Annotated in this window: 22 protein-coding genes; 14 read left to right on the top strand and 8 right to left on the bottom strand. The window is 42.5% G+C overall.

Features of this window, described 5'->3' with window-relative positions; genetic code table 11:
• Positions 1–69: 69 nt before the first annotated feature.
• From LEP1GSC195_RS06750 to LEP1GSC195_RS06740, 3 genes are read right to left on the bottom strand one after another with little or no spacing between them, the layout of a single operon-like run.
• On the bottom strand, positions 70–681 hold the full coding sequence (locus LEP1GSC195_RS06750) for a hypothetical protein (RefSeq protein ID WP_015681356.1): 612 nt from the start codon (positions 679–681) through the stop codon (positions 70–72).
• Positions 682–2,175, bottom strand: coding sequence for an NAD(P)H-hydrate epimerase (locus tag LEP1GSC195_RS06745; RefSeq protein WP_015680620.1), 1,494 nt, complete (start codon positions 2,173–2,175; stop codon positions 682–684).
• Complete coding sequence (locus LEP1GSC195_RS06740) at positions 2,175–3,281, bottom strand: LIC_12708 family protein (protein ID WP_015682793.1); 1,107 nt, start codon at positions 3,279–3,281, stop codon at positions 2,175–2,177. Before LEP1GSC195_RS06740 ends, LEP1GSC195_RS06745 begins: the two co-directional genes overlap by 1 nt.
• Positions 3,282–3,392: 111 nt before the next feature.
• Between LEP1GSC195_RS06740 and rimP the strand changes: the two genes are divergently transcribed.
• The 14 genes from rimP (at position 3,393) to LEP1GSC195_RS06670 (ending at position 17,988) form a co-directional block, all read left to right on the top strand.
• Entirely contained in the window at positions 3,393–3,902 is a 510-nt protein-coding gene (gene rimP / locus LEP1GSC195_RS06735; RefSeq protein ID WP_002987116.1) for a ribosome maturation factor RimP, read from the top strand.
• Between the two features lie 4 nt (positions 3,903–3,906).
• Positions 3,907–5,304, top strand: coding sequence for a transcription termination factor NusA (nusA, locus tag LEP1GSC195_RS06730; RefSeq protein WP_015681204.1), 1,398 nt, complete (start codon positions 3,907–3,909; stop codon positions 5,302–5,304).
• 15 nt (positions 5,305–5,319) lie between these two features.
• Positions 5,320–8,028: a translation initiation factor IF-2 gene (gene infB / locus LEP1GSC195_RS06725; protein WP_015681770.1), complete on the top strand. Its 2,709-nt coding sequence runs from the start codon at positions 5,320–5,322 to the stop codon at positions 8,026–8,028.
• Positions 8,029–8,038: 10 nt separating this feature from the next.
• Positions 8,039–8,524 (top strand): 30S ribosome-binding factor RbfA, encoded by a 486-nt coding sequence (gene rbfA / locus LEP1GSC195_RS06720; protein ID WP_015681265.1) that lies wholly within the window; start codon positions 8,039–8,041, stop codon positions 8,522–8,524.
• A 37-nt stretch (positions 8,525–8,561) separates the two neighbouring features.
• Entirely contained in the window at positions 8,562–9,494 is a 933-nt protein-coding gene (gene truB, locus LEP1GSC195_RS06715) for a tRNA pseudouridine(55) synthase TruB (protein ID WP_015682561.1), read from the top strand.
• Between the two features lie 25 nt (positions 9,495–9,519).
• On the top strand, positions 9,520–9,786 hold the full coding sequence (rpsO, locus tag LEP1GSC195_RS06710; RefSeq protein ID WP_015682432.1) for a 30S ribosomal protein S15: 267 nt from the start codon (positions 9,520–9,522) through the stop codon (positions 9,784–9,786).
• Between the two features lie 5 nt (positions 9,787–9,791).
• On the top strand, positions 9,792–11,882 hold the full coding sequence (pnp, locus tag LEP1GSC195_RS06705; RefSeq protein WP_015680602.1) for a polyribonucleotide nucleotidyltransferase: 2,091 nt from the start codon (positions 9,792–9,794) through the stop codon (positions 11,880–11,882).
• A 36-nt stretch (positions 11,883–11,918) separates the two neighbouring features.
• The gene (locus tag LEP1GSC195_RS06700) at positions 11,919–13,205 is read left to right on the top strand and encodes a M16 family metallopeptidase (protein WP_015681075.1); all 1,287 of its coding nucleotides are present in this window, start codon (positions 11,919–11,921) and stop codon (positions 13,203–13,205) included.
• A 44-nt stretch (positions 13,206–13,249) separates the two neighbouring features.
• Positions 13,250–13,693, top strand: a complete 444-nt coding sequence (gene dut, locus LEP1GSC195_RS06695) for a dUTP diphosphatase (RefSeq protein ID WP_015682208.1) — start codon at positions 13,250–13,252, stop codon at positions 13,691–13,693.
• 72 nt (positions 13,694–13,765) lie between these two features.
• Positions 13,766–14,563, top strand: coding sequence for a flagellar basal-body rod protein FlgG (gene flgG / locus LEP1GSC195_RS06690; protein ID WP_012388518.1), 798 nt, complete (start codon positions 13,766–13,768; stop codon positions 14,561–14,563).
• Complete coding sequence (gene flgA, locus LEP1GSC195_RS06685) at positions 14,563–15,504, top strand: flagellar basal body P-ring formation chaperone FlgA (protein WP_015682191.1); 942 nt, start codon at positions 14,563–14,565, stop codon at positions 15,502–15,504. The genes flgG and flgA overlap by 1 nt, the downstream gene beginning before the upstream one ends.
• 7 nt (positions 15,505–15,511) lie before the next feature.
• The gene (locus LEP1GSC195_RS06680) at positions 15,512–16,288 is read left to right on the top strand and encodes a flagellar basal body L-ring protein FlgH (protein WP_015682621.1); all 777 of its coding nucleotides are present in this window, start codon (positions 15,512–15,514) and stop codon (positions 16,286–16,288) included.
• A gap of 132 nt (positions 16,289–16,420) precedes the next feature.
• Positions 16,421–17,470 (top strand): flagellar basal body P-ring protein FlgI, encoded by a 1,050-nt coding sequence (locus tag LEP1GSC195_RS06675; protein ID WP_232227722.1) that lies wholly within the window; start codon positions 16,421–16,423, stop codon positions 17,468–17,470.
• Between the two features lie 35 nt (positions 17,471–17,505).
• Positions 17,506–17,988, top strand: a complete 483-nt coding sequence (locus LEP1GSC195_RS06670) for a rod-binding protein (RefSeq protein ID WP_015681398.1) — start codon at positions 17,506–17,508, stop codon at positions 17,986–17,988.
• Between the two features lie 84 nt (positions 17,989–18,072).
• Here LEP1GSC195_RS06670 and LEP1GSC195_RS06665 read toward each other — a convergent pair whose 3' ends face one another.
• The 5 genes from LEP1GSC195_RS06665 to LEP1GSC195_RS06645 are packed head-to-tail and all read right to left on the bottom strand — an operon-like array spanning position 18,073 to position 23,492.
• The gene (locus LEP1GSC195_RS06665) at positions 18,073–20,424 is read right to left on the bottom strand and encodes a YhjD/YihY/BrkB family envelope integrity protein (protein ID WP_015680769.1); all 2,352 of its coding nucleotides are present in this window, start codon (positions 20,422–20,424) and stop codon (positions 18,073–18,075) included.
• A gap of 10 nt (positions 20,425–20,434) precedes the next feature.
• The gene (locus tag LEP1GSC195_RS06660; RefSeq protein WP_015682499.1) at positions 20,435–21,316 is read right to left on the bottom strand and encodes a class I SAM-dependent methyltransferase; all 882 of its coding nucleotides are present in this window, start codon (positions 21,314–21,316) and stop codon (positions 20,435–20,437) included.
• Complete coding sequence (locus LEP1GSC195_RS06655; RefSeq protein WP_015681841.1) at positions 21,316–21,924, bottom strand: class I SAM-dependent methyltransferase; 609 nt, start codon at positions 21,922–21,924, stop codon at positions 21,316–21,318. Before LEP1GSC195_RS06655 ends, LEP1GSC195_RS06660 begins: the two co-directional genes overlap by 1 nt.
• Positions 21,921–23,123: an ATP-grasp domain-containing protein gene (locus LEP1GSC195_RS06650; RefSeq protein ID WP_015682063.1), complete on the bottom strand. Its 1,203-nt coding sequence runs from the start codon at positions 23,121–23,123 to the stop codon at positions 21,921–21,923. Before LEP1GSC195_RS06650 ends, LEP1GSC195_RS06655 begins: the two co-directional genes overlap by 4 nt.
• Positions 23,124–23,492: an RNA recognition motif domain-containing protein gene (locus LEP1GSC195_RS06645; protein ID WP_015681390.1), complete on the bottom strand. Its 369-nt coding sequence runs from the start codon at positions 23,490–23,492 to the stop codon at positions 23,124–23,126. It lies immediately after the preceding gene.
• Between the last annotated feature and the right edge of the window lie 94 nt (positions 23,493–23,586).

Raw genomic sequence — 23,586 nt, 5'->3', positions numbered from 1 at the left:
TTAATTTAGGATAACAGTCGTTAAATTTTGATGAAGGAATAGGAACCTAAGGGACAATCCTGTCCCATTTTACTTATATGGCTTTTGTTTGATTTGGAAGGTAAAAGTTCTGTCTTCGGAATGGATGAGGACCTGAGCATAAAAACCTAAATCCAGAGATCGAAACTTTGATCGGAATATTGAAGCCTCTTCATCAAAAATTTCCTTACGGCAGTCTGTAACTAAGTCCTTCCATTTTTTTTTGGCAACCGAATGATACAAAAACCCATTGGCCTCTGCTGGAATGGTTCGGTTCTCCCATTGGATCTCTTCTTGAAAACACAAAATTCCATTTCTTGTTTGGATACGAAACTCTGATTTCCAACCAGGGTTTGGAACATGAATTTCTGCCTTTGTATTGTTTTCTATAAACAAAAAATAACCTTGGAACTGGTCATCCTCTTCTCTCGATAAACTCAAATATGTAGGGTAACCGTCTACGATCTGTTTGTCGGACTGAGTTCGATTTTGGAAACTTCCTGGGTTCAGTGCGCGAAACCCAATATAAAAAATGAGAACCACAAGGACTAAATCAATAAGAAGGACAATCTGCCTCCATCTTGTTTTTTTATTTTTATCGCCTATCTGTTTTAGGTAATCTCGAAATTCTTCGGGGGAACGAGAGTGGTATCCTTTTCCCATCTAAATGATCTCCACAAGAGATTTTAGAATTTGGTGGGCGGAAGGGTAGGGTTCTTCTAATTGTTTGGAATGGTCGAGTAAAGATAGTGCCAAATGCACTGCTTCTGGAATGGACAAGTCCAAACTCAAATACCGAGCGAGGATTCCTGAGAGTAAATCCCCTGTTCCCATCGTAGCAAGTTTCGGATTGGGTGATTCCCAAACATAAGAAGAGCCATCAGGACAAACAAGAAGGCTTACAAAGGATTTCAAAAGCACATACACATTGTTTTTGGGGCAAAAATCAACTAATGTATCGTAGGCGGCCTGAACGGAATGGTGGGTAATCCCTGTCATTCGGTTTAGCTCTCCCACGTGAGGAGTGAGAAGGATTTGATTTCCTTTGGGAAGAGCACTTCCTTTTGTGGGAATGGCCCCTGCATCCAATACCAAACGAAAGTCCTCTGGAACTTCCCATCCACTCAGATCATTCGGATACTGGGTGAGACCCGGGCCCACTACGATTGTCTTTGTTTTTTTTAAAAAAGGATCTTCGAGTGTTTCTGCAAGAGAACTTGTTTTTGCCATTTTGGAAAGATCCTCTTTGAGAATCAGGGAGCTGATTTTTAAAGAGGGAGAAGAAATCTTACTAATCCCTCCACCTAACCGAGAAAAGGCCTGTTCGGAAAGGAGGATGGCACCTTCCATTCCCTCAGCACCTCCATAAAATAAAGCGGAACCTGCACTGTATTTATGGTCTTTGTTCTTTCTTTTGATGATAGCGATGGCGTTTTCAGGATCGGCTTCCAAATAGTATCGTTTGGAAAAGGTAACATTGTTTAAATGAGAGCGAACTGGAAATCCAATCGATTCATAATACCTCGGGATGATGGAATCTTTTTCATAAATAAACCCAATGTTTTCCCATTTCCGAGTTCCCAGTTCCTCAATGGAATCAGCAAAAACAAAACTATGGGCCTTCGAATCTTTTTCTCCGAGCAAATAAGGATTCCAACCGCTTGCTGTATCCAGAGACAACCGGTAAAAAAATACATCCGACTCATTGATGGTATCAATGAGTTCCGTCAGTTCTTCGGAGAGAGGATTTTGAAATCCGGTTCCGAGAAGGGCATCCACAAGAAGGACTGAGTCTTCTTCTGCCTCTTCCCATGTTTCGTAAAAATCATCTACACTACCAATGGCACCGATTGTTTTCGAAACCAGCGCTTCGTAAAATTTTCCCGCCTCGTTTTTGTTAGGGGAGGTAGCAAAACACCGAACGGAATAACCTTCTTGGAAGAGAGTATGGGCCAAAGCATAACCATCCCCACCATTTCCTCCGCTTCCAGAAAGAATCCAAATCGACTCTGCAGTTTTCCACAAGTCTTCGTTGGCATGAAAAACAGAAAGGGCAGCCATTCCCATTAAGGTTTGTTCATGAAACCCTAATTCCTTTGTTGCGAGAGAATCTAAGGCCTTAGATTCTTTGTTTGTGAATAAGGGTTTTTGTTTCATTAAATCCAACGATACACTTCAAGCGCGCCCGCACGAATCCGAACCGAATAGATATTGTCAAAAGCATCCGTATACGTTTCTCTCCACTGTCCTCTCGGACTGGAAAAAGGAATCCGTTTGTTGTTGATATGGTTTCCTTCTTTGTCATGGACTTGGAGTCTTGCGGAGTTTCCACCGTCTTCTGTTTCCCAAATATAAAATTCTCCATTGTTGCGAATGGAAAATAAAATCTCTGATGGATCTTGGATTTCTTTTAAAAATTCTGACTGTTTGGAATCAAAAACAAAACGAAAGATTCTGCGAAACTTAAATCGTTTGTCCTTTTTGGAATAATAACTAAAAGAACCTAATACATACTCTCCTTCTGGATGAGGTAGGAGTTTATCGAGAGTGATGTCATATTCTTTGGCATCATTACTAGCAAATACATCGAGACCCGACTCTTTTAGGTTTCCTTTCAGTTCCCCTTCTTCAAAATACGAAAGTCGCATTTCTTCTGCAATGCGGTGGTAAACAAATAACTTTTCTCCATCTCCTGGCAAAATGAATTCAATGTAACGAAAAGGTTCTGAGTTTTTTCCAGAAGCCCCTAACATAAACTTTACGACACCTTTTTGGGAAATTTGTACGAGGAAGGAAGGTAGGACTGTCGCCCCTTGGGTGGAAAAAGCACCACTGTAGGTTTTGTATAAGTTTTCTTGGCCTTGGGGAAGTTCCATTCCCTTGGTAGAAATTCTGTTTTGAACAATGAGATCCCCATCTTCGTTCATGGCCACAATTCCAATTCCACCAAATCGAAAGGGGTAGTGCGGAATTCCGGAAATGGATTTAAAATCTGGGTTGCCTAGAGTGGCGTCAAGTCTCCCATTTCTGTCAAAAAGTTTGATTACGGCTTGTTTATTGTCCGCCACTGCGCTAATATTGGAAGAGTTGGGAATGGTCAGTGGGACATTGGTGAGTACTTGGTTTACCACCACACCTTCAAAACTCTCGTTGGTTTGTCCAAGAGGTATGCGAAAGAGGATTTCTTCTTTCAGGTTCTCAACTCGGAAGCGAAGGCAGGATACGGAAAGTAAGAGGGTGAGGAAAAGATAAAGGGTTCGCATGGTGCAACATCCATTCCCTAATTTTTTATTTACAGGACAACTCGCTTTTCCTAGCTTGACAGTAGACATGTTAAATTTTAGCATGAGCTGGGTCTCTTATACGGATTCCTTTTGGAATCTTTTGGAAATGGTTTGGTATATACCGAGGAAAACATCAGAGAACTTATTTTACGCGTTCTCGCTCCACCTCTAGCGCTTTTTTCGCTCCAAGTACAGAATCGGAAGAACCACGCCCTCATTGAGATAGAACTTGATCATCTCACAGACAAAACTGGCTCCGCTAGTTTGGAAGACTGTGAAAATGTTTCTAGGGGACTCAAAGAGGAGCTGGATTTATGGGGAGAGGAATTTGATTTCACTCTCCAAGTCTCCTCCGCGGGAGCAGAACGTGTTTTGCGTCTGCCGGAGGATTTAAGTCGTTTCCAAGGACTTTTAGTCAAACTAGAAGTACCGCTGGAAGCAGGAAAATGGGACAAACGATTGTATCGTTTGGGACCGGTTTCGGGGGATTCAGTTGAGCTTACGCTTTACGATCGTAAAACTCGACACAAAAAGAACCAAAAATCGGTATCTATGCCCATCGCAGAAATACGAAAGGGAAATTTGTATTTAGAAATTTAAGACTATGGCGACAAAACAAGCAACGAAAGAAACTGGGCTATTCGAAGCCATCCAACAATTCTGTCAGGACAAATCTCTTGATAGAGAACTCGTACTCGGTGTCATCCGAGACTCACTTCTCGCCGCCTATCGCAAAAAAGTCGGTCTGGAAGCGGAGACAGATGACCGTTGCCAAGTAGACTTCGGTTCCGACAACAAAAACGAAATCATCATCTCTGTCCTTCGAGACGTGGTAGAAGATAAAACAACAAACCCTCTAGAGATCTCTCTGGAAGAGGCAACTAAATTGGATCCCGCAGCACAAGTGGGAACCCAAATGCGTGTGTTTGAAAAACCACAAGACCTCTCTCGGGTTCTTTCCAGCCAAGCCAAACAAATGGTTTTCCAACGTTTGCGTGATATGGAAAAGGAATTACTTTACCAAGAGTATAAATCCAAAGAAGGAGAACTCACTCACGGGTACTTCCAACGATGGAAAAAAGACATCATGTCCATCGATCTCGGTAAGGTCGAAGGAATCATGCTTAAAAAAGACCAAAACCCTGGCGAAAAATACCGCCAAGGGGATCGGATGAAAGCAATCATTTCTCGTGTGGAACTTCGTCCCCGCGAACCAATGCCTGTCATCACACTCTCTCGTGCATCGGGTGACTTTGTGAAAAAACTCTTCGAGATGGAAATTCCTGAAGTGTATGATGGGATTGTGGAAATTCGCGATGTCGCTCGTATTCCATCTTACAGAACTAAGGTGGTAGTTACCACTAGTAAGTCTGATGTGGATCCTGTAGGGGCTTGCGTGGGAATGAAAGGGGTTCGGATCCAAGCCATCGTAAGAGAACTCGGAAACGAAAGAATCGACATTGTTCTCCATTCAGACGAACCAAGTATTTTTATCGCCAATGCCATTTCTCCTGCCAAACCAGTAGAAGTGCATGTGGATAGAAAGAGGGGAGATGCCCTTGTCATCGTTCCGGATGAATCTCTTTCTCTTGCCATCGGAATCAACGGATCTAACGTCAAACTAGTTTCCCAACTTTCCGGTTTCAAAATCGACATCAAAACTGTATCCCAATACAACCAGGAACTGGCTTCGCCGGAAGCTCGCGAAAAACTGGATCGACTCTTCAATGCCCAACAAGAAGCAATGGAAGAATCAGAAGACCAATACAATGAAGGTGGGGACGAAGAAGAAGAGGATTCCGGATTCACTCCGCTTTCCGAAGTTCCTGGTCTTACTCCAAGGATCGTTGGTCTTCTCGAAGCCGGCGGGATCAAAAACGTGGAAACCCTTCTCGAGTTCAGCCAAGAGGAACTTTCGAAAATTTCCGGAATCGGGAAAACCACAGCAGAACAAATTTTACGTCTGCTTCGTGAATCTATCGAATGGGTAGAAGAGGGTTAAGTTTTAAGGCATAATATGGAAGAGCAAAAATCGATTAAAGAAACCCTCCAGCAGGGAGCCAGTGGTGACAAAACCAAGAAAAAGCTTGTCATCAAGAAAAAAGCGGCACCTGCAGATGAGAAAAAAGAATCCAATTCTGGCCAACAAGCTGCAGAAGTAGTAAAAACTTCTTCCCCAGCCTCGGACAAAAAGAAGGATTTGAATGAACTCATTCGTGAGGAAGCCAAAAGACAGGGACTCGGTTCCGGTCCACAAGCTCCTTCCCAAGCATCACCCATTGTGTCTCGTCCGGACAGAAAGCCCGAGCAACAACCAGAACGAGAGAGACCTCCGATGGACCGCAAACCGGAATCCATTCTCTCTGGGGACACCTCTTCTCCGAACTACCGTCAAGGTGGTGGGCCTGGCCAACAAGGCCAAGGTGGTGGAGGAAACCAAGGTTATTTTAGAAAAGAAGATCGTAACCCGATTGTATCTAGGCCTACCACTCCGCGTCCGCAAAGACCGGAAGGGCAAGGAACTGGGTACCAAGGAAACCGTGGTCCTGGACAGGGCGGCGGATACCAAGGAAATCGCGGACCCGGACAAGGTGGCCCTGGTGGATACCAAGGAAATCGTGGACCCGGACAAGGTGGCCCTGGTGGATACCAAGGAAATCGTGGACCCGGACAAGGTGGCCCTGGTGGATACCAAGGAAATCGTGGACCCGGACAAGGTGGTCCCGGCGGATACCAAGGAAATCGTGGAGCCAGACCGATTGGTCAAGGTGGCCCTGGTGCGGGAAGACCCCCTGGAGATTCTCCTTTTGGAGCACCGGGTGGACCTCCTGGAGCTGGTGGCCCTGGCGGAGCGAAAAAGAGAGTCTTTGATAAAGAGAAGGGCGGAAGGGAAGAAAACGAAAACACTAAGTTTTTCAAACAATCCTTTCGTAAACAAAAGGCACAGGCTGCGGCCCTTGCTGCTGTCCCTAAAGAAATCTCCATTTTGGAAAACATCCAAGTGGGAGAAATCGCTAAAAAACTGAATTTAAAACCTGGCGAAGTCATCAGTAAACTCATGAAAATGGGGATGATGGTAACGATCAATAATGTGATCGATGCAGAAACTGCCTCTATCCTTGCAGACGATTACGGCTGTAAGGTGAAGATTGTTTCTCTTTACGACGAAACCGTCATCGAAGAAGAAAAGGATGCGCCGGAAGATTATATCACTCGTCCTCCAGTAGTAACGATCATGGGTCACGTGGACCATGGTAAAACCAAACTTTTGGATACCATTCGTTCCTCTCGAGTGGCAGAAGGGGAATCTGGTGGAATCACTCAGCACATTGGTGCCTATCAGGTAGAAACCAATCGTGGAAAGGTAGCTTTCCTGGATACTCCTGGTCACGAAGCCTTTACTTCCATGAGAGCACGTGGTGCCTCAGTTACTGACATTGTAGTGCTTGTTGTTGCTGCCGATGACGGGGTGATGCCTCAAACGATTGAAGCCATCAACCACGCCAAAGAAGCAGAAGTACCGATCATCGTTGCAGTAAACAAAATTGATTTACCTGCCGCTAACCCGGAGAAGGTGAGACAAGAACTTTCCAATTACGGATTACAGCCGGAAGAATGGGGTGGAACAACCATCTTCTGTGATATCTCTGCTAAAAATAATATTGGAATTGATAAACTTCTCGAGATGCTCCCCATCCAAGCGGAACTTCTCGACCACAAGTCCAATCCAAAACGAAAAGCCAAAGGAACCATCGTCGAAGCAAAACTCGATCCAGGTCGTGGTGCTGTGGCAACTGTCCTCATCCAAAACGGAACACTCCGAGTGGGTGATGCCTTTGTTGCCGGAGTCCATGCGGGTCGTGTAAGAGCGATGTATGATGACCTTGGTCATTCCATCCGCGAAGCAGGTCCTTCTTTTCCAGCCCTTGTGACTGGACTCGATGGAGTGCCGGATGCAGGAGCTCCTTTTGATGTGGTGATCGATGACAAAGAAGCACGCACCATCTCTCATAGCCGTCAAGAGTATGAAAGACTAGGCCAGTCGAAAAATGCTGCGACCCGTGTCACTCTAGACAACATGAGCGAGATCATCAAACAAGGTGCTCTGAAAGAACTCAAAGTCATCATCAAAGCGGACGTTCGAGGATCTACGGAAGCGGTGAAAGAAGCCCTAGAAAAACTATCTACGGCAGATGTTCGCCTCAACGTAATCCATGCGGGAACGGGTGCGATTGTGGATTCCGATATCATTTTGGCATCGGCATCCAATGCGATTGTGATTGGTTTCCACACACGTGCGAATCCAAAAACGGTTTCCCTCGCAGAGAAAGAAAAAGTAGAAATCAAATACTACAGTATCATTTACGATGTAGTCAACGAAGTGAAAGCATCCATGGAAGGAATGCTCGAACCAGAAAAAGTTGAAAACGTAATTGGTAAGGTAGAAATCAGAGACGTATTCAAAATTTCCAAAGTGGGTAACATTGCAGGTTGTATGGTCAAATCCGGTAAGGTCACCAAACAATCGCACGTTCGAGTCATCTCGAGCGAAACTGGTGAAATCACTTGGGAAGGTAAGATCAAAAACCTCAAACGTATGAAAGATGACGTGGCAGATGTTCTTACTGGGTTTGAGTGCGGTATCCTACTTGATGGATTCAATGACTTTGTTGTGGGTGATGAGATCGAAGCATACGAGATTCGCGAGATTGCTCGTAAACTTTAAGGCGGCCTAAATGAATCCTATTCGAATGAAAAAACTCGAATCGGAGATCATTCGCCAAATCTCCACTGCGATTTTGCAAGGTAAGGTAAAAGACCCTCGGGTCTTTTTACCGAGTTTCCATCGGATTGAGATCAGCGAAGATCTCAAGTATGCAAAAATTTACTTCACGGCTCTTTGTAATAACAACGAAAGAAAAAAACTCACACAAGGACTTGTTTCTTGTGCGGGCTTTCTCTCTTCTTTCGTAGGAAAGAACCTCCACCTTCATACCAACCCCAAATTTAGTTTTGTCTGGGACAATCACTATATCAAAAGTTTGGATGTGATTCGTCTTATCGATGAATCCGCCCCCAAAACTCTCTTTGATGAACTGCATGCAAGTGAAGAGGATTCTGAATCAGAAGAGGTTGAGGATACGAGCGAAGGAAGAGATGAGGAAAATGATGGTGAGTCGGAAGATGATCCCCAAACGGATTCTGATTCCAAATCATCTTAGTTTTTTCCCAAATCACTTTGTATAGGTGAATGATCCGATGTCGAAAACCTACTACCATTCCGGTTTTTTATTTGTCTACAAACCCCCTGGCATCACTAGTTCCGATTTAGTTTTAAAAGCCAAACGCATCTTAAAACAAAAGTCAGTCGGCCACACGGGAACCCTTGACCGGTTCGCCGAAGGCCTTCTCATTTTGCCTTGCGGTGACTACACCGCTTTCTCCCAAGTCTTTCTCGGGAAAGATAAGACCTATTACGCTGAAGTGGTGGTGGGCCTAAAGACAGATTCTGGAGATCCTGAGGGAGTCGTAGAGGTGGACGAGAGAGAAACCATTACCCCTCGCTTTGCATCGGAATTCCCCATCGAACGATTGGAGGAAGAACTCGGAAAACTCACCGCACTTACTTCTCAAAAAGCCCCTAAAATTTCTGCCCTCAAAGTGGGTGGCAAACGCCAATCGGATCTCGTGCGAGAAGGGACCCTTGTGGAAGAAAAGGAAAGAGCCATTTCCATCTACAAAGTAGCAGACATTCAAAGGACAAACTCAGGTTTTTCCTTTCGGATCCATGTAAGCTCCGGAACGTACATCCGTAAAATTGTTTTGGATCTATCGGAAAAATGGGGGATACCAATGTCTCTCGGACGACTTGTCCGCGAATCCATCGGCGAATTCGATTTGAACGGGGTCAAACCCTTGGAAGAAATCACCCACGAGGACATGCGAACCTGGAAAGAAGTTTTTCCACTTCCCATTCGCATCGCCGACGAGGCGGAAAAGAAGGCAGTGGTCCACGGGGGATACATTTGGGACAAACTCCCGAAGGTAGAGGAAAATGGGTTTTATATCCTGGATTCCGATGAAACCACCATCCTTGCTTGGTGTTCTTACGAAGGAAAACCGGACCACATTCCCTACCGATACAGAAAAGTATTTTTTGACCCTTCCTTAAAAATTATGTTTTCTAAATGAGACCTTCTTAAAATCTGGACACTGTATGATCACAAAAGAACAAAAACAGCAGATCATTGCTACTTTCGGTAGCAAGCCAAACGACACAGGTTCTGCAGAAGTACAAATCGCTCTTCTCGACTCTCGTATTAAAGACCTTACTGACCACTTCAAGGCTAACAAGAAGGACTTCCACTCTCGCCGCGGACTAATCGCAATGGTGAACCAGAGAAAGAGTTTGTTGGAATACCTAAAACGTTCCAACCTAGAAAGTTATAAAAAGCTGATTGAAAAACTCGGCCTTAGGAAATAAATCCTATGGCTACAGAGTTGACTGGTACTTGGGGTAGAGACTCTATCACCATTGAGACCGGCAAGTGGGCGAAACAAGCTCACGGGTCGGTTGTATACAAAACCGGAAATTTGGTTCTACTCGCCACTGTTTGTGCCGCTGAGGAACCGAAAGAAGGACAAGATTTTTTCCCACTTACTTGCGAATACACTGAGAAAGCCTACTCGGTAGGTCGTTTTCCTGGTGGATACTTCAAACGAGAAGCAAAACCTGCGGAACACGAAGTATTACTTTCCCGAATTTTAGATCGTCCCATCCGCCCTATGTTTCCAGAAGGATACTTCTCTGAAGTACAACTTCTCGTACAAGTATTATCTGCAGACAAACAAGTTTCTGTCCAAGGACATGCGATTAACGCAGCTTCGGCGGCTCTTTCTGTTTCTTCTATTCCTTTTGCAGGTCCAATTGCGGGTGCTCGTATTGGAAGGATTGCAGGGGAATTTGTTCTGAACCCAACCAACGAAGAGATCACTAGATCGGATTTGGATTTGGTGGTTGCTGGAACTAAAGATGCTATCGTAATGATTGAAGGGGAAGCAAGCGAAATCTCTAAAGAAGATATGATGGCGGCTCTCCGTTTTGCACAAGAACAACTAAAAGTTGCTGTTGCGATGCAAGAGGAATTAGCGAAGAAAAATGGAACGGTGAAAAAGGAAGTCGTTTTAAAAGCGCCTGACAAAGACCTCCATAAAAAAATTCGTGAATTTGCTTTCGACCGTTTGACAGCTGCTAATAAAAATTCTGATAAAGCAAAACGTAATGATGACATCAAAGCCATCAATAAAGAAACAGTAGAACATTTTAAAGCTCTACTGGCTCCAGAAGACAAATCAAAAGATATCAAACATTATTTACATGAACTAGAATACGAAGTGGTCCGCGAACTGGTGCTCGGCGAAGGAATTCGTTTTGACGGTCGTAAAACCAATGAAATTCGTCAAATTTCTTGTGAGATTGATGTCCTTCCTGGGCCTCATGGTTCGGCAGTGTTTACAAGAGGACAAACCCAATCCCTTGGTGTTGTGACTCTCGGAACTACTTCTGACAACCAAAGATACGAAACTTTGGAAGGTTCGAAAGAAAAGAACTTTATGTTGCACTACAATTTCCCTGCATTCTCTGTTGGGGAAGTAAGACGTAACTCTGGACCTGGTCGTCGTGAAATTGGTCACGGAAACCTAGCAGAACGTGCGATTAAAAAAGTCCTTCCAACTCAAGTAGACTTTCCTTATGTCATTCGTATTGTTTCTGAAATTTTAGAATCCAATGGTTCTTCTTCTATGGCTTCCGTTTGTTCGGGAACCTTAGCTCTTATGGCTGGAGGAGTTCCGATTTCTGGTGCCGTTTCTGGGATTGCCATGGGTCTTTTCAGTGATGAAAAAGGTCGGTTTGCGGTACTTTCTGACATCGCCGGAATCGAAGACCACTTCGGTGATATGGACTTCAAACTCGCAGGAACTAAAAAAGGAATCACAGCCTTCCAAATGGACTTAAAAGTCAATGGACTTGGTTTGGAAGTTCTCCAAAAAGCCATCGAACAAGCAGAAGTGGGTCGTGATCATATCCTCGGTGAAATGAACAAAGCGATTTCTTCAGTCAAAGGCAATTTGAGTTTAAATGCACCACGTATCACTCTGAAACAAATTCCAAAAGATCGCATTGGCGAACTCATTGGTCCTGGTGGTAAAATGATCCGTGCGATCATCGAACAATCGGGATCGGAGATTTCTGTGGATGACACAGGAAAGGTAACCATTGCCTCTCCAAGTGAAGAAGCTAAAGAAAAAGCCATCGCCATGATCGACGGAATCTTTGAAGAAATCGAAGTAGGTAAAATCTACGATGGTGTCATCAAACGAATTGCTGATTTTGGTGCTTTTGTCGAAATTTTGCCAGGAAAAGAAGGCCTCTGTCACATTTCTAAACTAGATGTGAAACGAGTGCAATCGGTTCGTGACATTGTTTCCGAAGGAGACAAGATCCAAGTGAAGGTGATTTCCGTTGATAAAATGGGAAAAATCGACCTTTCCAGAAAGGATGTTCTTCTAGACAACTAAACAGTCCCCAAACAATTGTTTGGGGGGAGTAACCAAATGGCATCCGTTATCGAATGCAAACGCACCGTTTTACCCAATGGGTTAACGGTTCTCTTCCAACCGATGAAACACGCATCCTCTATGGGGGTGGGTGTTTTTTTGAAACAGGGCAGTCTTGCCGAAACTAATTCCGAACACGGTTACTTTCACTTTTTAGAGCATATGCTCTTTAAAGATACAGAGCGTAGGACCAGTAAAGAAATCGCTGAATCCATTGAACGCGTGGGTGGGATTTTGAACGGATCCACGGGTCGTGAATACACTCAATATTATGTAGTGGCCATCAAAGACCAAGCGGAGCTTGCTTTTGATATTCTTTCTGATATGTTATTTCGCCCCCTTTTTAGGAAGGAAGACATCAAAACAGAGAAGGGTGTCATTATGGAAGAGATGCGTTCTTATGAAGATGCCCCAGATGATTTTGTGTATGATTATTACTTTCGCAATATTTTTGGGAAGTCACCTTACGGGCGTGATATCATTGGTACCAAAAAATCAGTTACAGGTGTGAGTGAAAAATCCATCCGCACTTTTTTTCAGAAACACTACTTCCCGAAAAACATGGTAATTTCAGTTTCTGGAAACTTTACTTGGGAAAAAATTTTAGATCTCACAAACAAATATTTTTCTTTTGAAAATCCGAAGGGTAAAAATCCTACAGAACTCATCATTCCCGCACCTAAGAAACACTATTCCAAACATTTGGAACGACGTAAGATCGAACAGTTTCATATTATGCTTGGGGTAAATGGGAACAAGAGAGATTACCGAACCGTCACTGTCACCCAACTCATCTCCACAATTCTTGGTGGGGGGATGGCCTCACGACTTTTTCAAAACATTCGTGAAAAAGAGGGCCTTTGTTATAGCATTTATAGTTTTCCTTCCTATTACAAAACAACGGGACTATTTTCTATCTCCTCGGCGACTTCCAAAGAGAAGGCGGCACGTTGTGTGGAGCTTATTCTAAAAGAATTAGAAAGTATTTCCAAAAACGGTTTTTCCAAATCCGAACTGGCGGATGCAAAATCAAACCAGATGGGTTCCATTGCGATTGGGTATGAACTTCCCGAGAACCGAATGAATAATATCGGACTCCAAGAAATCTATTATGGAAAGTATTTCTCTTTGGAAGACCGAATGAAATCGATTAAGTCCGTGACCTTGGAAGAAATCAATGAAACCGCAAAACAGTTGTTCGACCTGAAAAAAGTGCATTTGTCTTGTGTGGGTGATATGTCTGAAACCCAATTTTCTAAAATCCCCGTTCAATTTGGTGTCTGAATTGCGAATTCTTATAGTAAGTCCTTGGTAAGTAAATAATTCCTATGAAACCTCCTATTGTATCTCTCCAGATTTTAAAACCAGGGGCTGTGGTTCCTGAATACAAAACGTCCGGTTCCGCCGGAATGGATCTTTCGGCTTGCCTCACTGAAAATCTCATCCTTCCCAAGGGCGAAGTGGTTTTTGTTCCGACGGGCCTTGCCATGGCCATCCCGGATGGGTATGAAGGACAAATCCGACCAAGAAGTGGGTTCTCTACCAAAAACCGAATCCTGATGCCCAATAGCCCAGGAACCATCGACTCCGATTACCGGGGAGAGATTCTCATCCCTCTCCTTAATTTGAGTGGGGCGGACTTTGTTTTGGAGCCAGAAACCCGGGTCGCACAGATTGTGTTTCAGGCTGTCGGCCAACTTTCCCTCCAAGTGGTGACGGAACTCTCAGTCACAGAAAGGGGAACCGGCGGGTTTGGAAGCACAGGAAAATAAGACATAACTAGGAAAAAAGACACTTAGCTTTTTTCAAACTCTACCGATAGAAAGCTGTAGAGGTGCCTTTTTATGATGCGATCCCTTTGGACCGGCGCTACCGGGATGATTGCCCAACAATTTCATATTGATACCGTTGCCAACAACTTGGCTAACGTAAACACTACTGGTTTTAAAAAGAACCGTGTGGACTTTGAAGATTTAGTTTACCAACACCAAGTACTTGCGGGAACTCCGGCCACCTCTGTTTCCGAAATTCCTACTGGTGTGAATGTGGGGCATGGCGTAAAAGTTGCCGCCACACAGAAGTTATTCGAGATTGGATCTTTCCAAGCCACAGGAAACAAACTCGACCTGGCCCTTACAGGGGAGATGGCATTTTTTAAAATCCAAATGCCGGATGGAACCTTCTCTTATTCGAGGGACGGATCCTTTAAGATCGACTCGAACCAACAAGTGGTGACCTCGAACGGTTACTTACTCGAACCACCCATCATCCTTCCTGAAAATGCTATCCTCAATACCCTTATGGTTTCGGAAGAAGGGGAAGTCACTGTCAAAATTGGAAATGACATTCGCCCAACAACCATTGGCCAATTGGAACTCTACCGATTTGTAAACCCTGCTGGCCTTCAAGCCGTTGGTAAAAACTTGTTTCGGGAAACGGTAGCTTCTGGCCAAGAGATTCCGGGAATGCCATCCCAAGAGGGATATGGAAGTGTCCTCCAAGGATTTTTGGAAATGAGTAACGTAAAAATCGTGGAAGAGATGGTGAATATGATTGTGGCACAAAGGGCCTATGAATCGAATTCCAAAACCATCCAAACCTCAGATAACATGCTTTCTACGGCGATTGGTTTGAAACGTTAATGAAACTTTGGTTTCTTATCCTTTTTAGTTTGGTTCTTTCTTGGCCCATGTTGGCAAAGGAGAAAGACAATCGACTCTATTTAAAACCCAAAACCATTGTGGGAAATAGTGAGATTCGGTTGTCCGATTTTACCAACTGGAAAGGAAATTGGAACCCGGTGCTCTTTCAAAATTTACAATCTCCCTTGGTAATGGAGCCAGAAACTCTAAAGGAATCGCTAAACGCGCGTTACAGAAAAGAAACGGGGGAAGAAGTTTCTTTTGAAGTGATGGGAAAAGAGGGAATTCTACTTCCGAAAACAAGTGTTGTCGGTAGGAAAGATTTAGAACGAAGTCTTTGGAAAGAATTACAAGAGTCTGTCGATGGTTCTCTCGGCGAGGAAGGTAATTCCATTCGTTTGAGTTCCGAAAAAGATTCCATCCAGACGATCACTGGTACAAAACTTGTTTGGAGAAATACCGGCCGTACCCTCCATGCAGGAAAACGTCTTTTTCCTTTGGACTATTATTTTGAAGGGAAGATGGTGCATTCTGAATCCATTCCTTTTCTTATTGAAGAAAAGAAAAAAGCCTACTTCACCACAAGAGAGATTCCATCCAAAACCATACTTACGGAAGCGGATGTGGCCCTCAAAGAATTTTTTACCGCAGACCACAATCGCGAGTATTTGGACGAAAGCCCTGTGGGGAACACGGCGCTTGGTGTTCTCACAGGTGATGTTGCTATTGAAAGAAAACAAGTGCGAACTCTTCATACCATCGAAAGAGGACAAGAAGTCCAACTGGTTTATACAGCCGGAAATTTATTGTTAAAAATTAAAACAAGGGCCCTTGCTTCCGGAAATCGTGGGGATGAAATCCAGGTGCTCAACTTAGCTTCGCAAAAAATCATCAAAGCCCGAGTTCAAAATGAAGGGATTTGCCTTCTGGAAGAGATTTAAAGTTCTTATGAAATCAAAAATACATTTAGATACAAAATTGAATCCAAAATCATATTTAAATCCGAACGCAAATACCAATTTGAGTTTCTTCGGAAGGTCCTCCTTCGGAAGAGAATTTTTGATTTTGATTTGTGAGTTAGTCTCCATTGGTATCTTAACCCTCACTGGACTTTCTATCCTATCTGCTGAATCTTTATGGAAAGATAAAGATCCTTATTCCTATCCAAAGACGATCCAACCAGGAACGGTTGTGAAAGTGGTTTTAAAAAATGGACTTCGGGTAGAATACGAATCAGAATACAAAGCTACCTTTGATAATGACATCAAAACGGTTCCCGATAAAAAGTTAGTTCCTGACCTTCCTACTTATAATTCTAATTCTACATACATGCGATCCAAAGTAGGGAAATCAAAATCCCAGGGAAAAGTGGTCGGTGTGATGGCAGTCCTTGTGACAGGAATTGATCCAGGAACAGGAAACTTGGAGCTTGAGGGAAGTAAGGTTTTCAATCTATCAGAAGAAAGAATTAACCTTCGTTTGTCGGGAACAATTTCTCCCGAAGACCTAGATAAAAATCGGTTTATCGCAAGTGACCTGATTGCCAACCTCCGTGTAGAATACCAAGGAACTTTAAATCCGAAAGAATTAACCAATCCCAATATCCAAATGAAACGAATTACTAATCCCGATGGAACGGTAACGGAAAAAGCGGAACTTTCGGAACCAGAAAAACAAGAAATCATCTTAAAGAATATCAAACGACTCTTAGGGGAAAGTGAGTAAAAGAGAATGGCAACCATAGAAATGAACCCCACTGAACCGAATGGTTTATCCTCGATCCCAACTTTTTGCAAAGTAGTCAGGATCCATTTTTCATTTGTCTTTAGATCATATATAGTTCTAGCAATAGTGGCTATGATCTCTTTTCCTATATTGGCTGTCGAAACACGTCTAAAGGACTTAGTGCGGATTGATGCGGTTCGCGAAAACCAACTCACGGGTTTTGGTCTTGTTGTGGGTCTCAATGGAACAGGAGATACAAAAAATCCTCTCACAGAAGAAGCCTTACAAAATTACTTAAGCGGTCTTGGCGTGAATACAAAGAAGAATCTAAGGGATGCGAAAAACACCGCTTCGGTTCTCATCACAGCCAATGTTCCGGTCAACCTCAAAGAAGGGGACAAAATTGATATTCTTGTCTCTTCTCTAGGCGATGCGCGTTCTTTGGAAGGGGGAGTGCTTTTGCAATCTCCCTTGAAGGCAGGAAATGGAGAAACCATCGCTGTTGCTTCCGGCGTACTTGTGTTTGGCGGGAAAGAAAAAAAACGTGGTGGGGCTGACAAAAAATCAGGATCCAATACAGCCCTTGTTCCCATGGGTGCCATTTTAGAAAAATCGGTTCCCAATGCTCCTGTGACCAAATCGGTGAAACTTACATTACTAGAAAAAGACTACACGACTATGGGTGCAATTGTAGATGTCATCACTGCTGAGCTTTCCGTAGTTCCAGAAGTGGTGTCACCTACAGAAGTTCTAGTTCCGCTTCCACTAAAGGCTTCGAGCCAAAATGCAGCAGGGGAACTTGTGGCCGGAGAACCTAAATTGGATTTGGCTTTTCTAGCAAAATTAGAGAATCTAACAGTCAATTCCTCGCCCGTGGCGCGTGTGGTCATCAACGAACGAACGGGTACCATCGTGATGGGAGCAAACATTCCCATCGATGAAGTTGCGATCTCGCAGCAAGGTCTCACCATACAGATTGCCAATAGGGACAAGGCGCGGTATTTTTTCCCCATCCAAGACGAAGGGAAGGGGGAGTCGGTTTTTGTTTTAAAGGAAACTACACAAGTGTCAGATGTAGTAGCTGCCTTGAACAAAGTGGGTGCCTCCACTCGGGACATCATCTCCATTCTGGAGGCCCTGAAAAAACAAGGGGCCCTAAAAGCAGAACTTGTGATTCAGTAATTTGAAAATCTGCCGATAGAAATAGAAGACATAATATGGACATTCACAAAATCCAAGACTATTCGGGAAGGCTTAGCCGCTCACAAGATGAATCCATCCTCAACCGGATGAAATCTTATTCGAATGATTTAGAGAAGCCGAAAAAACAAGGTCTGTCCGATTTCCAAAACCTAATGGAAACCCATGAAGAACTAATGGGGAAGGTCAGTTCTTCCTCACTTCGTACACCGCAAAACATTCGTGAGGAAATCAAAGAAGATCCTTACAGAAAAAAACTCTATGATGCTTCTGTCGAATTTGAATCTGTTTTTGTGAAGATGATGTTAAAAGAAATGAAAAACACCATCCACAAAGAAAAGATGATCGATGGTGGGTATGCGGAAGAAATTTTCGAAGACATGCTTTATGATGAGTATGCCAAAAACATTTCTCAAAACGAATCTATGGGCCTTGCAGAAGAGATATACAAACAGATGTCTGCCTCTCTCCCGCCCTTAAAAAAGAATCCTTATCTTTAGTTCTTAGGACCAAACACTCAAGATAAGAACTTTCCTTTCGATTTCCAATTTCTAAATCTCAACTACTAGTTCCTATTTTCTATTCTAAATCAGATCTTTGAAAGAGATCTTTTTTAGTTCTTCTTTTAATTTTCCTTCTAATTGTCCGAGGCTTTCGTTGAGTTTCGGGGAAATATTTGCGAGTTCTTTGGGAGCTCCCAACTTAAAACGGGAAGTATTTTCATAGAGAGATACCAAATCAATTTGTTCTTTGAGTTTTACCGGAGCAATTCGTTTGTCTTCTGTGATCTCTACAAGTTTTGTATCACTGAGTTTGTCTAAAATATCGTTTAAATCTTTTTCTGGCATCAGAAGGGTCTTTCTTAAAACCGAAAGTTTGATGAGTTCACCATTTTTCGATTGGTGGTCGTAAGTCAGAGCCAATACTTGGATGGTTTTATAAAACTCATAAGACAGATTGCTATCAATATCATCGAACGGATGTTTGGGTAACATGTATCGATCTGGGAATTGTAAGGTGGCTGTCACTTCGGCACCATAAAGAATGATTAGTGATATCGAATAGATAGCAAGTAGGGCAATTGGGATTGCAGCAAGTGCTTTATACACTAACATTGTTTTTTCGGTAAATGAGGTTAGATAGATATTAATAAACCCCCAAAAGAAAATAATGAGAATGATCCCCGTGATTGCGGCTCCAATAGAAGAAGCTTTGATCGGAACTTTGGTGTTCGGAATGATATTAAAAATTAACAAAAAGAACAACCAGAGAGCAAGTAAAGGTAGGAGGATTTGGAAAATCGAATATAGGGAGAAAAATTGTTTTCCTCCTTGGTATTTTTTCCAGATGGTTTGTCCTTTGGAATCATCTTCTACACGGATGATTTTATTGAATTCACCCACACCCACAATACCTAACATCCCTTCGTTTAAAGTTTCACCTTCGCCTTGTGTTTCGATTTCAATTGTGTCTTCTGTTAATAGAGTGGTTCCGTCTGTTGGGACTTCTACTTCCTTGCTTTTTTTTGAAAGCAGGATCATGTCTAAAATCATTCCCGCCTTACCTTTGTATGCGGTAGACCAGTTCTCTCCTTCATCTTCTGAAAGTAAAATATCACCAAGTGAAGTTAAAATAAAAACATCGTAGTCCTGTTTTTTCGGAGACGCAAAAATCCATACTCGTTCGTATGAATATTTCCTATGTCCTAAGTCAGCCCAAGTATATCCACCATCAGTGGTCTTAAAAATAGCACCGCTGTCACCGACAAGAAAACCTACATTTCTGTTTAAGAATGCGATATCATTGAGTGGTTTTTGAGAAATTTCTTGCGGAAAGAATGAAGTTCCACCATCGCTAGTTTTCCAAAGCCTTCCTTCACGATCTAAGATAAATCCATCCTTCTCCGAAAAGAAACGAATCCTAATTGGTGTGATGGCAGGGTCTGTAAATCGTTTGATTTCTTTTAATGTTTTTCCAATTTCATAACGAAGAGTGCGAGTGTCCTGAGTCAGAATGAAAAGAGTATCATAATCAATGGCACCAAAGTCGGAGACAACGATTCCTTTTAGAGAATGGAGTTTCCAAGTTTTCCCCAAATCATTGGAATAAAGAAAAGTTCCTTCTTCTGAAATTGTAAATAGGTCATTGCCAATGCTTCTGATACGGAAAAAATTTTCTTTCGATATATCTGGCTTTTTACAAGTTCCTGTTTCTACAGTTTCAAAATCAATGCAGAGCATGTTTTCGAAGTCGATGCTGGAATTTGGGATAAAGGATATGGATTTGTTGAGTTCTTTGATTGTACCAATATTTCCTTTTTCCCCTGCGACCCACAACTCTCCCTGTTTTGTCGAAACAATAGACTTTAAGTGCGGAGGCCGAACTGAATCAGAGATTTTATCTGTAATGTTTTTACCAACGACAAAAAGTAGAGGGCCAAATGAGATTAGAAAAAAATAAAATACGAATTTATTGATAAAATTTCTATGGAGGTCAATTTTCCAAATGATATGAAAAGCTTTTTCTAGAGATCGCAGAACAGCAGTAGCCGAAAAGATGAAAACGACAAATCCCACAGCTCCAATTTGCGAAGCAGTCGAGATAATATCGGTTAGAGTGTCCAGATAGGGAGTAATATCAAACTGAATATTGTTTCTAAGAAGGTAGGAATTAATTTCATCTACCATTTCCCCTTGTCTTGTTTGGATTCCCGAGGCCACAGTGATTAAAGCAAGGGCTACGGTGAGAGTGGGGATGAGAGTGACAATAGTTGTATAAGCAAGACTCGAACCAATGATCAGGCAATCGTCTTTCATAAACCGGTGCACTGATACAAGTAAAACTCGAATGCTTAAAATGAGTTTTCGTTTCCAGCCGTTTTCTTCTGGAATTGCAGTCAGTCGGACGAGTAAGGGAGATTTGGTAGTATCATTCATGCCTGTTTACCTATTTTTTAAAAGCGTACAAAACGTAACTTGAGGTGATGGGATATCCATTTTTTTTCCATTTTGATTTGAAATGGTAATACGAAATGCGAATCCATTGAAAGTAGTCCTTCCATTTTTTATAAGATCCCCTTGATTTTTGCAGTTTTGCAAATAATGGAAAATCCACTCCGAAGTATGTTACGAAACGACTAAAACCAAGGTTCGTCAATATTTTTTTAAGTATGGTGTCTGAGTAGTAGAACAGATGGCCAGGCATATAATAATGATAATTTGATCCTTCTCTTTTGGCCTGCCACCCATCAAAATTGGCAGTTTGGAGTAGGAGGAGACCTCCCGGTTTTAGAATCCGCATTAGTTCCTTAAAAAAAAGGTTAGGATTTTCGATATGTTCGATCACTTCCACCATGGTGATGACATTGAAGTGGTCGTTTGGAAATTTTGCTTCAGTTAAACTTCCGTTAAAGGTTGGGATTCCATTTTCATTTGCATAACGAGAAGAATATTCAGAAATCTCTACCCCTTGGACTTGGAATCCTGCCTCTCGTGCTGACTCTAAAAATCCTCCGAAGGAAGAACCTATATCTAAAAAGTTTCCCCCAGATACAAACTTTTGAATGTTTCTGATTCTAGCTTTCCAAACGTACGATGCGAATTTTTTGTTTTCTCTTTCATCGATATAGGTATAGTCGGCTTTACCTTGGTAATAGTCTTGTCCATATAATTCTTTTTGGTTGGGTCTTGGATAGAGTGCTTGGAGTTTACAATGTTTGCATTCGACAATAGACAATCCGGAATATTTTCCCGTGGTTTTATATAAAGGTAACCAATCGCAAAGTTGGTCAAGAGGGCATTCTTCGTTCAAAGAAAGATATGGATTCATTATTTTTCAGCAAGAAAAAACCAGTGACAAATTCTCTCTTCCAATTTACCGAGGGGAGTTCGTTCCGAATACCCAATAGATACATTCGAAAAAATGGAGAGGAATTCCTTTAAGTCCTCGAGTGTGTAAATCTCCGCATAACCACCGCTAAGGTCAGCCAAATTCATTTTGCCTTTCGAAAGTCCAAGATGAGTGTCCCCTTCGGCCCGAATGGAACCTAAAAGAAATCCTCCTGTATCTAAAGAGGAATACAAAGAGGAGAGCAATTTTTTTGCTTCTTCTCTCTTATTGTAGTGAAAGACTCCCCAACTTACAATTAAGCCGAATTCCTTGGGTGAAAATGGCAAATGAGAATCGGGTGTATGAATCCACTGAATCGGCGAGGGTTCTAATTTCAAATTGTCTATGGTAGTTTTTGCTGTGTCGCAGGCGGTGACTTCGTAACCCTCATTCCGAAGGAGATAAGAATGCCTACCGGATCCACAACCAAAGTCTAGAGCCTTTCTGTTGTTTGGTTTAATTCGAGAAAGCAATCGTACCAAATTTTCATCCGGAAAGGCCAATTTTGATTTTGGTCTTTCGTAGTGTTCATCCCAGACATTTTTCATGAATTGAGTCTTGTTAAAATAGAATCTAACCAATCTTCCGTGCTGATTGATGACTTTGTTGTGATCCCAAAAACTTGGGTTCTTTTGTGATTTCCCTCTAACTTTTCTAATGAAGCACCTGTGGGAACCAATTGTTTCTGAAAAAAAACGGTTTCACCGAAATTCGCAAGTAAGGTGATGGGTTCTCCCATTTTCTTCTGATTTTCTTTGGGTAGGACAAAAATTAACGCTGATTTGGTGGTTCCATCTTTGGCTTTTTTTAAAAAGCCTGGCCTTGTTTTTTCTCCAATGGTGACAGAAAGTAGATCGTTAAAATATTGGTAACCATAATGTTCCGGAATAAGCACATCAGCCAGAAATTCACCACCCACTTCAGGAGCAGACTCAATCAGAAGGCATTCTTTATTTTTTGTGATTTTGAATTCGGCCACAAAAGGACCAGTTTTTAGTTTTGTGGCAGTGACTATGGCTTGGCAGATCATCTTTAATTCCCCGGCCATCGGGACATGTTTCGATGGTGCTACATGTGCCACTTCAATAAAGTATGGTTTGCCAGTAGTAATTTTATCAGTAAGTGAGACTAAATAAAAACGTCGAGCAATGACAAAACCGAGAACTGTGACTTCATCTCCAGGGATAAAAGGCTCTAGGAGGAAATTTTCACTGGTTTTTAAACGACTAAATTTTTTGAATTCCGACTCGGTTTCCAAAACAGTAATTCCCTTTTTTCCAGAACCTTCTTTGGGTTTGGCGATGATTGGAAATTTAAGTTCTATTTTTTTTTCTTTTGCTTTGGTGATTAAATTGGAAGTTAAAGAATTCGGAAGTGGGATTCCAAATTTTGCTACTGAATTTTTGAATTTTTCTTTATCCAAAAACAAATTCACTGTATCGCGAGGATTGCCTCGGAGTTTTAATTTTTCAGCCAAATAAGATACTGTGTAAACCGCTTTGCCGTAAGAACGGGAACCAACTCCCATCAATTTGAAGGGAAGAGGCACTCGACTCATAGAGTGTAGGATCTTCCGATATTCGTGAGTAGATTCTAATATGCGAATGTCCGATTCCACAAGACCTGGAGCCTGGGGGTTTGTGTCCACCGAGATGACTTTCAGTCCTCTGGCTTTTGCTGCCCGGATCAGGGGGATTTGGTTCTCTCCGGCTCCAACGGAAAGGTAACTGCCGGTCAGTTGTTTCATCTACGAACCGCGAGAACCGCCTCTCCTTTGGACTCCTGTATTGCCACCACCACTGGTTTGGTTTCGTCCAAAGGTTGGTTTGGAAACAGCAGGACTTCCTTTTTTCTTGGCAGCATCATTTTGTGATTTGGTGAGTTCTTCTTGGTTGACGAGAACCAATTTTTTCCCTTCCATTTCTTTTCCGTTCAAGGCAGCAATTGCTTTGGTAGCCTCAGCATCCGCCATTTCCGCCGTTCCGTATCCCAAGGATACCTTGGTGATTTTGTCACGTTTGATATGGAGGTGTTCAACTTTCCCGTAAGCGGAAAGAAGTTTCTCAAGGGCTTCGTCAGTAAGCGACTGGGGGAGGTTTCCGATGGATAACTTCATGTCCTTCATTTCTATGAATTTTAACGAAAACTTCAACTCTTTTTTGACTATGTCGCATTTTCTCTTAGGGAATTGGCAGATCTGACCGAAAGAA

The organism is Leptospira wolbachii serovar Codice str. CDC (assembly GCF_000332515.2).
Classification (GTDB): Bacteria; Spirochaetota; Leptospiria; order Leptospirales; family Leptospiraceae; genus Leptospira_A; species Leptospira_A wolbachii.
The sequence above is the reverse complement of the archived record's forward strand: the minus strand, read 5'-3'. Positions and strand labels throughout refer to the sequence as shown.

What these genes read in the sequence shown, in the direction of transcription:
- LEP1GSC195_RS06750 (WP_015681356.1), bottom strand. Translation starts at nt 681, where the DNA reads ATGGGAAAAGGATACCACTCTCGTTCCCCCGAAGAATTTCGAGATTAC.
- LEP1GSC195_RS06745 (WP_015680620.1), bottom strand. Translation starts at nt 2,175, where the DNA reads ATGAAACAAAAACCCTTATTCACAAACAAAGAATCTAAGGCCTTAGAT.
- LEP1GSC195_RS06740 (WP_015682793.1), bottom strand. Translation starts at nt 3,281, where the DNA reads ATGCGAACCCTTTATCTTTTCCTCACCCTCTTACTTTCCGTATCCTGC.
- nusA (WP_015681204.1), top strand. Translation starts at nt 3,907, where the DNA reads ATGGCGACAAAACAAGCAACGAAAGAAACTGGGCTATTCGAAGCCATC.
- infB (WP_015681770.1), top strand. Translation starts at nt 5,320, where the DNA reads ATGGAAGAGCAAAAATCGATTAAAGAAACCCTCCAGCAGGGAGCCAGT.
- rbfA (WP_015681265.1), top strand. Translation starts at nt 8,039, where the DNA reads ATGAATCCTATTCGAATGAAAAAACTCGAATCGGAGATCATTCGCCAA.
- truB (WP_015682561.1), top strand. Translation starts at nt 8,562, where the DNA reads ATGTCGAAAACCTACTACCATTCCGGTTTTTTATTTGTCTACAAACCC.
- rpsO (WP_015682432.1), top strand. Translation starts at nt 9,520, where the DNA reads ATGATCACAAAAGAACAAAAACAGCAGATCATTGCTACTTTCGGTAGC.
- pnp (WP_015680602.1), top strand. Translation starts at nt 9,792, where the DNA reads ATGGCTACAGAGTTGACTGGTACTTGGGGTAGAGACTCTATCACCATT.
- LEP1GSC195_RS06700 (WP_015681075.1), top strand. Translation starts at nt 11,919, where the DNA reads ATGGCATCCGTTATCGAATGCAAACGCACCGTTTTACCCAATGGGTTA.
- dut (WP_015682208.1), top strand. Translation starts at nt 13,250, where the DNA reads ATGAAACCTCCTATTGTATCTCTCCAGATTTTAAAACCAGGGGCTGTG.
- flgG (WP_012388518.1), top strand. Translation starts at nt 13,766, where the DNA reads ATGATGCGATCCCTTTGGACCGGCGCTACCGGGATGATTGCCCAACAA.
- flgA (WP_015682191.1), top strand. Translation starts at nt 14,563, where the DNA reads ATGAAACTTTGGTTTCTTATCCTTTTTAGTTTGGTTCTTTCTTGGCCC.
- LEP1GSC195_RS06680 (WP_015682621.1), top strand. Translation starts at nt 15,512, where the DNA reads ATGAAATCAAAAATACATTTAGATACAAAATTGAATCCAAAATCATAT.
- LEP1GSC195_RS06675 (WP_232227722.1), top strand. Translation starts at nt 16,421, where the DNA reads ATGATCTCTTTTCCTATATTGGCTGTCGAAACACGTCTAAAGGACTTA.
- LEP1GSC195_RS06670 (WP_015681398.1), top strand. Translation starts at nt 17,506, where the DNA reads ATGGACATTCACAAAATCCAAGACTATTCGGGAAGGCTTAGCCGCTCA.
- LEP1GSC195_RS06665 (WP_015680769.1), bottom strand. Translation starts at nt 20,424, where the DNA reads ATGAATGATACTACCAAATCTCCCTTACTCGTCCGACTGACTGCAATT.
- LEP1GSC195_RS06660 (WP_015682499.1), bottom strand. Translation starts at nt 21,316, where the DNA reads ATGAATCCATATCTTTCTTTGAACGAAGAATGCCCTCTTGACCAACTT.
- LEP1GSC195_RS06655 (WP_015681841.1), bottom strand. Translation starts at nt 21,924, where the DNA reads ATGAAAAATGTCTGGGATGAACACTACGAAAGACCAAAATCAAAATTG.
- LEP1GSC195_RS06650 (WP_015682063.1), bottom strand. Translation starts at nt 23,123, where the DNA reads ATGAAACAACTGACCGGCAGTTACCTTTCCGTTGGAGCCGGAGAGAAC.
- LEP1GSC195_RS06645 (WP_015681390.1), bottom strand. Translation starts at nt 23,492, where the DNA reads ATGAAGTTATCCATCGGAAACCTCCCCCAGTCGCTTACTGACGAAGCC.